The 12217-nt window shown below is 67.5% G+C and carries 12 protein-coding genes; 5 read left to right on the plus strand and 7 right to left on the minus strand.

The genetic code is table 11. The features are described from left to right. Nucleotides 1-15: 15 nt before the first annotated feature. The 4 genes from AC0KS4_RS04785 to AC0KS4_RS04800 all read right to left on the minus strand — a co-directional run bounded on the left by AC0KS4_RS04785 (nt 16) and on the right by AC0KS4_RS04800 (nt 3098). Nucleotides 16-729 carry a hypothetical protein gene (locus tag AC0KS4_RS04785; RefSeq protein WP_238957430.1) on the minus strand — a complete coding sequence of 238 codons (714 nt, stop codon included), beginning with the start codon at nt 727-729 and terminating at the stop codon, nt 16-18. Between the two features lie 23 nt (nt 730-752). Next, a complete protein-coding gene (locus tag AC0KS4_RS04790; protein ID WP_225326700.1) occupies nt 753-1061 on the minus strand; it encodes a hypothetical protein in 309 nt (102 codons plus the stop codon). A gap of 61 nt (nt 1062-1122) precedes the next feature. Next, nucleotides 1123-1614, minus strand: coding sequence for a methylated-DNA--[protein]-cysteine S-methyltransferase (locus AC0KS4_RS04795; RefSeq protein WP_225326699.1), 492 nt, complete (start codon nt 1612-1614; stop codon nt 1123-1125). Continuing rightward, complete coding sequence (locus AC0KS4_RS04800) at nt 1611-3098, minus strand: DNA-3-methyladenine glycosylase 2 family protein (protein WP_238957431.1); 1488 nt, start codon at nt 3096-3098, stop codon at nt 1611-1613. Before AC0KS4_RS04800 ends, AC0KS4_RS04795 begins: the two co-directional genes overlap by 4 nt. A 219-nt stretch (nt 3099-3317) precedes the next feature. On the opposite strand from AC0KS4_RS04800, the gene AC0KS4_RS04805 reads away from it, so the two are divergent. Next, a complete protein-coding gene (locus AC0KS4_RS04805) occupies nt 3318-4391 on the plus strand; it encodes a GGDEF domain-containing protein (protein ID WP_238957432.1) in 1074 nt (357 codons plus the stop codon). A 13-nt stretch (nt 4392-4404) separates the two neighbouring features. Here AC0KS4_RS04805 and AC0KS4_RS04810 read toward each other — a convergent pair whose 3' ends face one another. Further along, a complete protein-coding gene (locus AC0KS4_RS04810; protein ID WP_225326696.1) occupies nt 4405-6030 on the minus strand; it encodes an adenylate/guanylate cyclase domain-containing protein in 1626 nt (541 codons plus the stop codon). 45 nt (nt 6031-6075) lie between these two features. Between AC0KS4_RS04810 and nucS the strand changes: the two genes are divergently transcribed. Together nucS and AC0KS4_RS04820 are read left to right on the plus strand one after the other, a co-directional pair. Next, nucleotides 6076-6747 (plus strand): endonuclease NucS, encoded by a 672-nt coding sequence (nucS, locus tag AC0KS4_RS04815; protein ID WP_225326695.1) that lies wholly within the window; start codon nt 6076-6078, stop codon nt 6745-6747. Nucleotides 6748-6770: 23 nt separating this feature from the next. Further along, entirely contained in the window at nt 6771-7079 is a 309-nt protein-coding gene (locus tag AC0KS4_RS04820) for a hypothetical protein (protein ID WP_238957433.1), read from the plus strand. A 10-nt stretch (nt 7080-7089) separates the two neighbouring features. On the opposite strand, the gene mce is transcribed toward AC0KS4_RS04820, so the two are convergent. Further along, nucleotides 7090-7557, minus strand: coding sequence for a methylmalonyl-CoA epimerase (gene mce / locus AC0KS4_RS04825; protein ID WP_238957434.1), 468 nt, complete (start codon nt 7555-7557; stop codon nt 7090-7092). A gap of 88 nt (nt 7558-7645) precedes the next feature. On the opposite strand from mce, the gene AC0KS4_RS04830 reads away from it, so the two are divergent. Both AC0KS4_RS04830 and AC0KS4_RS04835 read left to right on the plus strand, forming a co-directional pair. Beyond that, complete coding sequence (locus AC0KS4_RS04830; RefSeq protein ID WP_225326692.1) at nt 7646-8827, plus strand: acetyl-CoA C-acetyltransferase; 1182 nt, start codon at nt 7646-7648, stop codon at nt 8825-8827. A 181-nt stretch (nt 8828-9008) separates the two neighbouring features. After that, nucleotides 9009-9926, plus strand: a complete 918-nt coding sequence (locus AC0KS4_RS04835) for a tetratricopeptide repeat protein (protein ID WP_238957435.1) — start codon at nt 9009-9011, stop codon at nt 9924-9926. A gap of 91 nt (nt 9927-10017) precedes the next feature. Here the strand turns inward: AC0KS4_RS04835 and glgB are convergent, their stop codons facing one another. Then, entirely contained in the window at nt 10018-12213 is a 2196-nt protein-coding gene (gene glgB, locus AC0KS4_RS04840) for a 1,4-alpha-glucan branching protein GlgB (protein ID WP_225326690.1), read from the minus strand. Nucleotides 12214-12217 lie beyond the last annotated feature (4 nt).

Consider the following 12217-nt stretch of genomic DNA (forward strand, 5'->3'; position numbering starts at 1 on the left):
AAGGCGCGGGGTGGCCTATTCGCCGGACGTGAACCAGGCGACCTTGGCCTGCCAAGATCGCGCGGATCCGTAGGCGAAGCCGATGGCGCTCAGGCAGGCGCACAACCAGACGGGCAAGGCGATATCGGTGCCCGCCCAGGCGGTGCCGATTTGAATCACGCTCGCCGCCACCCCGAATCCGGCCGAGATCAGGTAGAGGTCGACGGTCGTCGTGGAGCGGGGATCCGTTCGCAGGATCAGCAGCACTCGCCCGGCGTAGGAGAGGAGGTAGATCATCAGGGCGCCCAGGACCAGCCAATAGGCCAGCAGCCAGAAGTCGGCGGGGGCCGCGAAGAAGTCGAGGTGATGGCCTTCGTCGGCGATGACGAACAGCACCACCAGCAGCGGAACCGCGATGCGTAGCGGGCGCGTGACGTGCTTGCGCAACAGTTCGCTCTCGTGGGTTTCGTCGACCAGGCGGATGAGCCCGTGCCGGATGATCGCCGTCACCGCGAAGATCCAGCAGATGTGGCCGAGCAGATGTTGGACGTTCCACAGCCCGAAGATGCGGTGCAGCGGGGGTCCGAGCGCGGCCGCCGCCCAGTGCGACATCAGCAGCACGGCACAGCCATGCAGGGCGATGTTGCGGGTCGCGCCGGCCTCCCATCGGGAGCGCCAGGTGTCGCGTCGGATCCACAGGCTGCACGCGAGGGCGGCCAGGGTGGCGATGATCAGTGCGGTTTTGATCATTCAGACGGTCCCGGCAGTGCCGCTCATACGGGCGGACTGTTGGGATCGGGGCGAAGGTCGCGCAGCCTGGGCGGGCCGGCCTGGGACTCCAGGTACTCGGTGACGGAGTCGGGGTCGATCAAGCCATAGCGGACTTGCAGGTCAATCGGGTTCAACCCCAAATACTTGGCCGCCCTGATCAAGTTGTCGGCGGTGATCAGCCTGCCCTCGCGAGCCGCCTTGTAGTACGCGGACTTGCGGTAGCCGAACGCTTCGTAGACCTCGGTGGCCGCCAGGGGCCGACCGACCAGATACGGCAGCACCACCGCCGGATCCTTCGCACTGTCGTCCACAAATATGGACGATAGCGTCGTACGACGGACCTCGCAAAAGAAACGCGACCGCGCCCGGCGGTTAATCGAACAGCGTTGCGCAACTGTGGACCTTTTCCAGGTCCAGCAGGGCGCGTTTGCGCTGCAGGCCGCCGCCGTAGCCGGTGAGGGTGCCGTTCGCGCCGATCACCCGGTGGCACGGCACGACGATGGCGATCGGGTTATGCCCGTTGGCCAACCCCACGGCGCGCGCGGACCCTGGAGCGCCGATCTGCTCGGCGATCCATCCGTAAGACCTCGTCTCCCCATAGGGAATTGTCAGCAGCGCGTTCCACACGCGCCGCTGAAACTCGGAGCCATGCAGATCGAACTCGAAATCGAAGTCGGTGCGCTCGCCGGCGAAGTAGGCGGCCAGCTGCTCGACGGCAGCGCCGAACGCCCGCGGGTTCGGCGACCAGCCGGCGCGGCTCGGCTCGTAGGTCTGGTCGACCATCCGTAGGTTCGTCAGCACCGAGCCGCGACCGGCCAGGGTGAGCAAGCCGATGGGGCTGTCGACGGTGCGGTACTCGATCATGCGACCTCCTGTGGCGGCCAATGGTTTACCGGATGCGCGAGGGTGGTCCAAAGGTATTGGGTGGCATACGAACGCCAGGGGCGCCAACGGGCACCGCGTTCGACGAGGGAGCATTCGTCGGACGGCAACCCCAGCTGTTTGGCGGCCAGGCGCAGCCCGAGATCGCTGGCGGGGAAGGCGTCCGGATCTCCGAGGCCGCGCATCGCGATCACTTCCGCGGTCCAGGGGCCCACCCCGGGTAGGGCGAGCAATTGTCTGCGGGCACTGTCCCAGTCGCATCCCGTGTCCAGCACGATGCTGCCGTCGGCGAGGCCGGCGACCAATGCGCTCACCGTGCGCCGCCGGGCCTTGGGCACCGCCAGATGGACAGGGTCGATCTCGGCGAGATCCTCGACGGAGGGGAAGGTGTGGGTCAAGGTTCCCCCGGCATCGGTGACGGGGCGTCCGTACGCGGCGACCAGGCGGCCGGCATGGGTGCTCGCGGCCCTGGTCGACACCTGCTGTCCGAGCACCGCGCGCACCGCGAGTTCGGCTTCGTCGACGGTGCGCGGGATGCGCTGCCCGGGCGCCTTGGTCACGACGGGACGCAGCTCGGCGTCCCCGCCCAGCGCTTCGTCGACCGCTTCCGGGTCCGCATCGAGGTCCAGTAGCCGCCGGCAGCGGGCGATCGCCGTGGTCAGATCGCGGAAGTCGTCGAGCACGAGGACGCAACGGACATGGTCGACGGCGGGCGCCAGGGTCACGATGGCGTTGCCGAACGGAAGGCGCAAGCTGCGCCGGTACGCGCCGTCGCGGACCTCCTCGCAACCGGGAACGGTGCCGGCCGCGAGATGGCCGAAGACGCCCTCGTAGGCGAAGGGTGTGCGAACCGGGAGCCGAAGGCACACGGTGCCAGGCGAATTGGCCTCGGACGCGGACCGTGCCGCGGCGCGCTGGCGCAGCGCGCTCGGTGAGCCTTCGAACACCGAACGCACGGTGTCGTTGAACTGACGGATGCTGGAAAAGCCCGCGGCGAATGCAACGTCGCCGAACGGCAGGTCCGTCGTTTCGATCAGCACACGGGCGGTCTGTGCGCGTTGCGCACGGGCCAGCGCGAGGGGGCCGGCGCCGACCTCGGCCTGCAGGAGCCGTTCGAGCTGCCGAGTGGTGTAACCGAGGTGGGCGGCCAGACCGCCGACGCCGTCGCGGTCCACCGTGCCGTCGGCGATGAGCCGCATCGTGCGCGCCACCACGTCGCCGCGCACGTTCCATTCCGGCGACCCCGGAGAGGCGTCGGGGCGGCACCGCTTGCAGGCCCGGAAGCCGGCGCGCTGGGCTGCCGCCGCCGTGGGATAAAACCGCACGTTGCGGGCGAACGGCGGACGCACGGGGCAGCTGGGGCGGCAATAGATCCCGGTGGTGAGCACCGCGGTGACGAACCAGCCGTCGAACCGCGCGTCCTTGGACTGGACGGCGCGGTAACAGCGGTCGAAATCGTCGTGCACGCTTCCAGACTTACACCCGCGCACCGACAAAACTAGCGGGAAAGCGACATCGTGGTGGGCGGGTGCGCCGGGGCGGCGCTTCGGCGTTGGTCGGCCTCACCTCGGACCGGCTTTCTTGTCGATTCGAGGTACTTAGTGCACGCGATGGTATTTACTGTGAGCCAACTCGCCGGCTCTAACGGCGTGACCCGACGGGGTGAGTTCGGGGAAAGGCGAACGATGAAGCGGCTGGCGACGTGGTGGGGGCAGGACGACCACTTCGATTGGCTGACAGGCTATTTGCAAGCGCATGGGCTGAGCACCAACACCCGCAGAGTGCTGGCCGTGGTGGCGGCCTCATTGGTGCTGGTGCCCGTCAACGTGTACTGGGGCCCCGCCCCGTTGTATCCCCATGTGGCGCTGACGGTTTCCCTCGTGTCCGCCGTGATCGGACTGGGCATGACCGTGCTGTGGTTGAGCGGGTGGCCCACTCGGCGCCAGTCCATTTTTTACATCATGACCGGCTGCGTATCCATTGGCGGCGGCTGCCTGTGGCAGCCCCAGCCGCTCGTCGGGCTGATGTCCTGCTCGGCGCTCTCGGTGACCGGCGGCTATATCGCGTTCTTCCACACCACCAGGCTGATGGCGCTGAACTTCTGTGTGGCCAGCGCGATCGGGGCCTGGCAAGCGGTGCGCCTGGCGGCCGAGGGCCAGGCGGTGTTGGCCTTCACCGGCTACTTCTTGGTCCTGGAACTCAACGTCGTCGTTCCGCTTGCCATTCAGGTCGTCGTGCGCGCGCTGTGGGTGGATCTTTCGCGCGCCAACCGCGACCCGTTGACCGGCTTGCTGAACCGGCGCGCCTGCGACAGGGCGATCGTCGGGCGGATGCTCGCCGGCGCCCATCACATGTTCCTGGCGGTCGCGATGGTTGACCTGGACCGCTTCAAAGAGCTCAACGACACCCGCGGGCACGCCGCCGGCGACGAGGCGCTCATCGAGGTGGCCGGCACCCTGACGACCGCCTGCGGTGAGACCGCCATCGTCGGCCGCGTCGGCGGTGAGGAATTCTTGGTCGCCGACATCGTCACCGCAGAACAACTGCCGGAGTGGGGCCGAGACCTTTGTGACGCGATTGCCGCGATGAACGCATCGGTCACCGCCAGCGTCGGAATCGCCACCCTGGCGTTGCGCGGCGTCGTCTCGGACTATGCCGAGCACGCGTTCCACCAATTGGTGGCCCAGGCCGACACCGCGATGTATGAAGCCAAACGGTGCGGCGGCAACCAAAGTCGCCACCGCCAGGTGGCGGTCTGAGCCCGCCGAAAATTTACTGAGCGGGCGGAGCGGCGTCGACGAGTGACGCCAGCCGGGTGGGACGCTCGTGCCCGCGCAGGGTGACGGTGTCGCCCAATGACCAACGGGCGCGCTCGTTTTCGCTCGCACCCTCGAGGGCGTCGGCCGTCGCAAGCACCCGTCGGTGGTGCGACTTGGCGAGCTCGCACAGCCGGGCCGCCTCGTTGACCGGCTCACCGATGACGGTGTATTCGAATCGTTCTTTGGCGCCGACGTTTCCGGCGACGACTTGGCCCGCCGCCACGCCGATGCCGGCCTCGAGGTCGGGCATTTCGTCGGCCAGTCGCTCGGCGATACACCGCGCGGCCGCCAGCGCCGCATCCTCAGGGCGGTCCAGGCGGTTCGGCGCTCCGAAGATGGCCAGCGACGCATCGCCTTCGAATTTGTTGACCAGCCCGCAGTAGCGGTCCACCTCCTCGACGACGATCGCGAAGAAACGGTTCAGCACCGCAACGACTTCGGCCGGAGGCCGGCTCGTCACCAGCTGCGTCGACCCGACGATATCGATGAAAACGACGGCCACATGGCGTTCTTCGCCGCCCAGCTTCGGCCGTTCGCGCTCCGCGGCCAACGCGACCTCGCGCCCGACGTGGCGGCCGAAAAGATCACGGACACGTTCGCGCTCCCGCAAGCCATCGACCATCGTGTTGAAACCGCGTTGCAGCTCACCGAGTTCGGTGCCGTCGAAGACCACGAGGTTCCCTCGCAGATCGCCCCGCTCGACGCGTGCCAGCGCCGCGCGGACCACCCGCACCGGTGTCGCGGTGAGCCAGGCCAGAATCCACATCAGGACGCATCCGAAGATCAACGGGGCCATCGACACGATCAGCACGCCCACCGCGAACTGAGTCTGGGTCAGATTCCGCAGCACGAGCTCGAAGAAGGCCAGCATCATGATCCCGATGACGGGCACGGCCGAACCGAGAAACCAGACCACCATCGTTCGGCCCATGATGCCCGCCGCCAACCGTCGTGGCGGTGGCCCGGCCTCGAGCGCCTGCGCGGCGACGGGCCGCAGCGCGAATTCCGCGAGCAGATAACTAGCGGTGGCGACCACCACTCCGCCAAAGCTCACGACGAGCAGAAACCGCGGAATGAACTGCGTGTTGACCAGGCCGTACAGCGTCGTCAGCAGCGCCGTGCCGACACCCCACAACACGAGGTCGACAAGGGCGATGCGCCACGGGGCGACAAAGGTGTTGCGCTCGTCCTCTGCAGTCGGCTTGCGCTCTTCGATCGCCCAGCGCAGGGCGATCACGGTCCGCCGGGTGATCCAATACGTGCCCCACGCCGAGGCCGCCACGATGTAGGCGGGTGACACACCGAACGTGAGCCACGCCGGCGCGTCGTCGAACACGCTCGGCACCGGGATGGCGACCGTCACCAACAACAGCGCGACGGCGATGCCGATCAGGTTCGCCCCCAGCACCAGCACCGTCATGATGATCTGGATGCGCACCCGGCGACGGCCCTGGCTTTCCGACACCCGCCCGAGCAGCAGGGAGCCGTACGCCGGCGTCTCTGGAAGACGGCCGCTCTGACGGGTGACGCGCTCGAGCACCCGGCCTATTCGTTGCGCCAAGGACGTGTTGGCCGACATGGTGGCGTCAGCCTAATTTGTCGGTCACGCTCTAAGGTGAGTCGGGTGCGTCTAGTGATCGCTCAATGCACCGTGGACTACGTCGGCCGGCTCACCGCGCACCTGCCCTCCGCGCGCAGGCTGTTGCTGTTCAAAGCCGACGGATCGGTCAGTGTGCACGCCGACGACCGCGCCTACAAGCCGCTGAACTGGATGAGCCCGCCCTGTTGGCTGAGCGAACAGGCCGGTGATCACGCACCGGTGTGGGTCGTCGAAAACAAGGCGGGCGAACAACTGCGCATCACCGTGGAGGAGATCGAACACGACTCCAGCCACGACCTCGGCGTCGACCCGGGGCTGGTCAAGGACGGCGTTGAAGCGCACCTGCAGGCGCTGCTCGCCGAGCACGTGCAGCTGCTCGGCGAGGGGTACACGCTGGTACGTCGCGAGTACATGACCGCCATCGGCCCCGTCGATCTGCTGTGCCGCGATGAACGCGGCGGCTCGGTGGCAGTGGAAATCAAGCGACGCGGCGAGATCGACGGCGTCGAGCAGCTCACGCGTTACCTCGAGCTGCTCAACCGGGACAGCGTGCTGGCGCCGGTGCAAGGGATCTTCGCGGCCCAGCAGATCAAGCCCCAGGCGCGCACCCTCGCCGTCGATCGCGGGATCCGTTGTGTGACATTGGATTACGACAAGATGCGCGGCATGGACAGCGACGAATACCGGCTGTTCTGAGGGCTCGTCACTAGACTGATCGCATGCCTCGGCGCCGCCCACCGCCACGTCGGCAGCGCCCGTCAGTGCCGCCGCCGGCATTGCGCCGGGTGGAGGTCGGGCCCGACGGCCACGAGTACGAAGTTCGTCCCGTCGCGGCGGCCCGTGCGGTCAAGACGTATCGGTGCCCCGGCTGCGATCACGAAATCCGCTCCGGCTCAGCACATCTGGTGGTGTGGCCGATCGATTCGATCAGCGGGGGCGACGCGGGTCACGTCGAGGACCGCCGCCATTGGCACACGCCGTGCTGGGCGCACCGCGCTACCCGCGGTCCCACCAGGAGGTGGTCTTGAGTATCGGGTCTCAGGCGGCCGGTTCGACGAGCTCGATCAGAACTCCGCCGCCATCCTTGGGGTGGATGAAGTTGATCCGGGAGTTTGCCGTGCCGCGACGGGGCGTGTCGTAGATCAACCGCACGCCCTGCTCGCGGAGCCGCTCGACCATGGTGTCGAGGTCGCTGACCCGAACGGCCATCTGCTGGATGCCCGGCCCGCGCTTGTCGAGGAACTTCGCGATCGTCGAGGAGTCGTCGATCGGGGCCATCAACTGGATCTGTGCGGTGCCCGCCGGGGCACCCCGCACCGCCAGCATGGCCTCGCGGATTCCCTGCTCCTCGTTGACTTCCTCGTGCACCAGGATCATGCCGAGGTGGTCGTGATACCAGGCGATGGCGGCGTCCAGGTCGGCGACTGCGATGCCGACGTGATCGATCGCCGTCACCAGCGAGGTGGCCAGGATCTGACGGGCGTCAACTTGATCGGTCGTCATCACATAACGGTAACCTGGCGGCAAAGATTGCGCTTCTCCGGGAGGCCGAAACGGCCGTCGGGGGAGCGCCCAGCAGGCCTTAGGAGTAGTCATGACGACGTCGGTGATCGTTGCTGGAGCGCGTACACCCATCGGCAAGTTGATGGGTTCGCTGAAGGATTTTTCGGGCAGCGATCTGGGTGCCATCGCGATCGCCGGCGCGCTGGAGAAGGCCAATCTGCCGGCCTCCGCGGTCGACTACGTGATCATGGGCCAGGTGTTGACGGCCGGGGCGGGTCAGATGCCGGCGCGCCAGGCGGCCGTGGCCGCCGGCATCGGCTGGGACGTGCCGGCGCTGACCATCAACAAGATGTGCCTGTCCGGAATCGACTCCATCGCGCTGGCCGACCAGCTCATTCGCGCCGGGGAGTTCGACGTGGTGGTGGCCGGCGGTCAGGAGTCCATGTCCAAGGCGCCGCACCTGCTGATGGACAGCCGTTCGGGCTACAAGTACGGCGACGTCACGGTCTTGGACCACATGGCCTACGACGGTCTGCATGACGTGTTCACCGACCAGCCGATGGGCGCGCTCACCGAGCAGCGCAACGACATCGACAAATTCACCCGCCAGGAGCAGGACGAGTTCGCTGCGGGTTCGCATCAGAAGGCGGCCGCGGCGTGGAAGGACGGCGTCTTCACCGACGAAGTGGTGCCCGTCAACATCCCGCAACGCAAGGGTGATCCGCTGCAGTTCACCGAGGACGAGGGCATCCGCGCCAACACCACGGCGGAGTCGCTGGCCGGCCTCAAGCCGGCGTTTCGCCGCGACGGCACCATCACCGCCGGTTCGGCTTCTCAGATCTCCGATGGCGCGGCAGCGGTCGTGGTGATGAGCAAGGCCAAGGCGCAGGAGCTGGGGCTGAGCTGGCTGGCCGAGATCGGTGCGCACGGTGTGGTGGCCGGCCCGGATTCCACCCTGCAGTCGCAGCCGGCCAACGCGATCAAGAAGGCGATCAGCCGCGAGGGCATCTCGGTTGACCAGCTCGATGTCGTGGAGATCAACGAGGCGTTTGCGGCGGTGGCGCTGGCCTCGACCCGCGAACTCGGCGTGAATCCCGACATCGTCAACGTCAACGGCGGTGCGATCGCGGTCGGGCATCCCATCGGAATGTCGGGAGCGCGCATCACGCTGCATGCGGCCCTGGAATTGGCCCGCCGCGGGTCCGGCTACGCCGTCGCGGCGCTGTGTGGGGCCGGCGGGCAGGGCGACGCCCTGATCCTGCGGGCGAGTTAGCCAGGGATCGGGGTTCGCTGCGACGTTGCTGGGGCGGTGCGGCCTGGAGAATTGTGTGATCTTCGTCATACGGGCCGATCACACCCCATTTTGAGGTGATTTCGGGCCCCGTCCACCCCCTGCCCGAACGCCGCCGCCACCGGGTGGATCGGTAGCCCGCGCGCATGACAAACTTGACGGCGTGACGCGTCCGCGACCTTCCATCGGCCCCGCACTGGCGGGTGCTGTCGATCTGTCCGGTCTCAAGCAGCGCGCGCAGCCGCCCGGCGCCGCTCCCGGCGGGCCCGCGCCGTCGACTGCCGAGGGCGGCGCCGGCATCACCGCGGTCACCGAGGCCAACTTCGAGGCCGAGGTTCTGCTGCGGTCCGAGGAAGTGCCGGTCGTCGTGCTGCTGTGGTCGCCGCGCAGCGACGCGTGCGTCCAGCTTCTCGACACGCTGTCCGGGCTGTCCGGCCAGGACAACGGCAAATGGTCGCTCACGACCGTCAACGTCGATGTCGCGCCCAGGGTCGCGCAGATATTCGGTGTCGACGCGGTCCCGACCGTGGTGGCGTTGGCGGCCGGGCAGCCGATCTCGAGCTTCCAAGGCGTGCAGCCGGCCGAGCAATTGCGCGGCTGGCTGGACCAGATCCTTTCCGCGACGGCCGGGAAGCTCAGGGGGGCAACGGGTTCCGCGGAGTCTGACGTCGTCGACCCCGAGCTGGCCGCGGCCCGCCAGCAGCTCGAGGACGGCGACTTCGAGGCCGCCAAGGCGTCGTATCAGTCGATCCTGGATGCCAATCCGGCCAGCGTGGAGGCCAAGGGCGCGATCCGCCAAATCGATTTCCTCACGCGCGCTACCGCGCAGCGCCCGGACGCCGTCGCGGTCGCCGACGCGGCGCCGGGCGACATCCAAGCCGCGCTCGCGGCGGCCGACGTGCAAATCCTCAACCAGGATGTCGCCGCCGCGTTCGAGCGTCTGATTGCCTTGGTGCGCAGCACATCCGGTGATGACCGCGCCCTGGTGCGCACGCGCCTGGTGGAGTTGTTCGAGCTCTTCGACCCGGCCGATCCCGAGGTTGTCGCCGGGCGACGCAACCTCGCCAACGCGCTGTACTAGAGCGCATCTCAGCTCAACGAACGTCGAGTTGTGGCGGCCGACAGCGCCGAAATCACGCAACTGGTCCACGTTCGGCGCCGGGTAAGTAGCCCTACTCCGGTTCCAGCCACAGGGCCGACGTCGGCGGCAACACCAGCACCGCCGAGGCCGGGCGCCCGTGCCACGGGTCCTCGGTGGCGTCGACGCCGCCCAGGTTGCCGATTCCCGTGCCGTTGTAGACCGTTGCGTCGGTGTTGAGCACCTCGCGCCAGCGGCCGGCCGACGGCAGGCCGAGCCGGTATCCGCCGTGCTCGGCGCCGGCGAAATTGAACACGCACGCCATCACCGAGCCGTCCTTGCCGTAACGCAGGAAGCTCAACACGTTGTTACCCGAGTCGTTGGCGTCGATCCAGGAGTAGCCGTCGGGCACGGTGTCCTGGCTCCACAGCGCCGGGTGGCTGCGGTAGATGGCGTTGATGTCGCGCACCATGCGCAGGATCCCGTTGGAGAATCCCTGCTCGTCCAGCTGCCACCAATCCAGGCCACGCTCTTCGGACCACTCCGCGTGCTGGCCGAATTCCTGTCCCATGAACAACAATTGCTTGCCCGGGTGCGCCCACTGGTAGGCGAGCAGGCTGCGCAGGCCGGCGGCTTTGACGTGATTGTTGCCCGGCATGCGTCCCCACAGCGTTCCCTTGCCGTGGACCACCTCGTCATGGCTGATCGGCAGCACGTAGTTCTCGCTGAACGCGTAGAGCATCGAGAACGTCATCTCGTGGTGGTGATAGCTCCGATAGATCGGATCGCGGCTGATGTAGTCGAGCGTGTCATGCATCCAGCCCATGTTCCACTTCATCGAAAAGCCCAGGCCACCAAGGTTTGTCGGCCGGGTGACCCCGGGCCACGAGGTCGACTCCTCGGCGATGGTGACGATGCCCGGGGCGGTCTTGTGCGCCGTGGCGTTCATCTCCTGCAGGAACTGGACCGCCTCCAGGTTCTCCCGCCCGCCGTAGATGTTCGGCGTCCAGCCGCCCTCGGGACGCGAGTAATCCAGGTACAGCATCGACGCGACCGCATCCACCCGTAAGCCGTCGATGTGGAATTCCTCGAGCCAATACAACGCGTTGGCCACCAGGAAGTTGCGCACTTCGCGTCGTCCGAAGTCGAATACGTAAGTGCCCCAGTCGAGTTGCTCGCCGCGTTTCGGGTCGGAGTGTTCGTAGAGCGGGGTGCCGTCGAACCGTCCCAGCGCCCACGCGTCCTTCGGGAAGTGCGCCGGCACCCAGTCCACCAGCACGCCGATGCCGGCCTGGTGCAGGGCGTCGACCAGGGCGCGGAACTCGTCCGGCGTGCCGAACCGCGACGTCGGGGCGTAGTACGACGTCACCTGGTAGCCCCAGGAACCGGCGAACGGATGTTCGGCGACCGGCAGCAGCTCGACGTGGGTGAAGCCGTGCTCCACAACGTAATCCGTCAGCTCGCGGGCCAACTGGCGATAGTTGAGGCCGGGTCGCCATGAACCCAGGTGCACCTCGTAGGTGCTCATCGGCTCGAACACCGGGTTGCGCCCGGCGCGCTGGGCCATCCAGTCCGCGTCTTCCCAGGTGTACTTGCTGCGTGTCACCCGGGAGGCCGTGTGCGGGGGCACCTCGGTGGCAAAGGCCATGGGGTCGGCGCGCTCGGTCACGACTCCGTCGGCGCCGTGGACGCGGAACTTGTAGAGCCCCTCGAGCGGAAAGCCGGGCCAGAACAGCTCCCACACACCCGACGAGCCCAGCACCCGCATCGGGGCTTCGTTACCGGTCCAGCCGTTGAACTCGCCGATCAGGCTGACGCCCTTGGCGTTGGGCGCCCACACCGCGAACGACACCCCATTGACGACGCCGTCGGCGGTGGTGAACGAGCGGGGGTGTGCGCCAAGGACTTCCCAGAGTCGCTCGTGGCGCCCTTCGGCGAATAGGTGCAGATCGACCTCGCCCAGGGTGGGCAAGAAACGGTAAGCGTCGGCGACGACGTGCGGGTCGGAACCTTCGTAGGTGATGCGTAGGCGGTAGTCGATCAGGTTGGTGAACGGCAGCGCCACGGCGAACAGGCCGGATTCGACGTGCTGCATCGGGAATCGATCATCGCCGACGAGGGCGACGACTTCGACCGCGTGCGGGCGGTACGCCCGAATGACGGTGTGGTCGCCGTATTCGTGTGCCCCCAGCACGCCGTGCGGGTTGTAGTGTGTGCCGGCGACCAGGCGCGACAGATCGGCAGGATCGGGCGCCAGGTGCGTCCGAGCGAGTTGGTCGGCTTGGCTCATGTCC

The sequence above is a fragment of the Mycobacterium sp. NTMscope_MAC_12 genome (assembly GCF_976985675.1).

Excerpts from the sequence above, each read along its gene's own strand:
- AC0KS4_RS04785 (WP_238957430.1), bottom strand. The coding sequence starts at position 729 with ATGATCAAAACCGCACTGATCATCGCCACCCTGGCCGCCCTCGCGTGC.
- AC0KS4_RS04795 (WP_225326699.1), bottom strand. The coding sequence starts at position 1,614 with ATGATCGAGTACCGCACCGTCGACAGCCCCATCGGCTTGCTCACCCTG.
- AC0KS4_RS04805 (WP_238957432.1), top strand. The coding sequence starts at position 3,318 with ATGAAGCGGCTGGCGACGTGGTGGGGGCAGGACGACCACTTCGATTGG.
- AC0KS4_RS04810 (WP_225326696.1), bottom strand. The coding sequence starts at position 6,030 with ATGTCGGCCAACACGTCCTTGGCGCAACGAATAGGCCGGGTGCTCGAG.
- AC0KS4_RS04820 (WP_238957433.1), top strand. The coding sequence starts at position 6,771 with ATGCCTCGGCGCCGCCCACCGCCACGTCGGCAGCGCCCGTCAGTGCCG.
- AC0KS4_RS04830 (WP_225326692.1), top strand. The coding sequence starts at position 7,646 with ATGACGACGTCGGTGATCGTTGCTGGAGCGCGTACACCCATCGGCAAG.
- glgB (WP_225326690.1), bottom strand. The coding sequence starts at position 12,213 with ATGAGCCAAGCCGACCAACTCGCTCGGACGCACCTGGCGCCCGATCCT.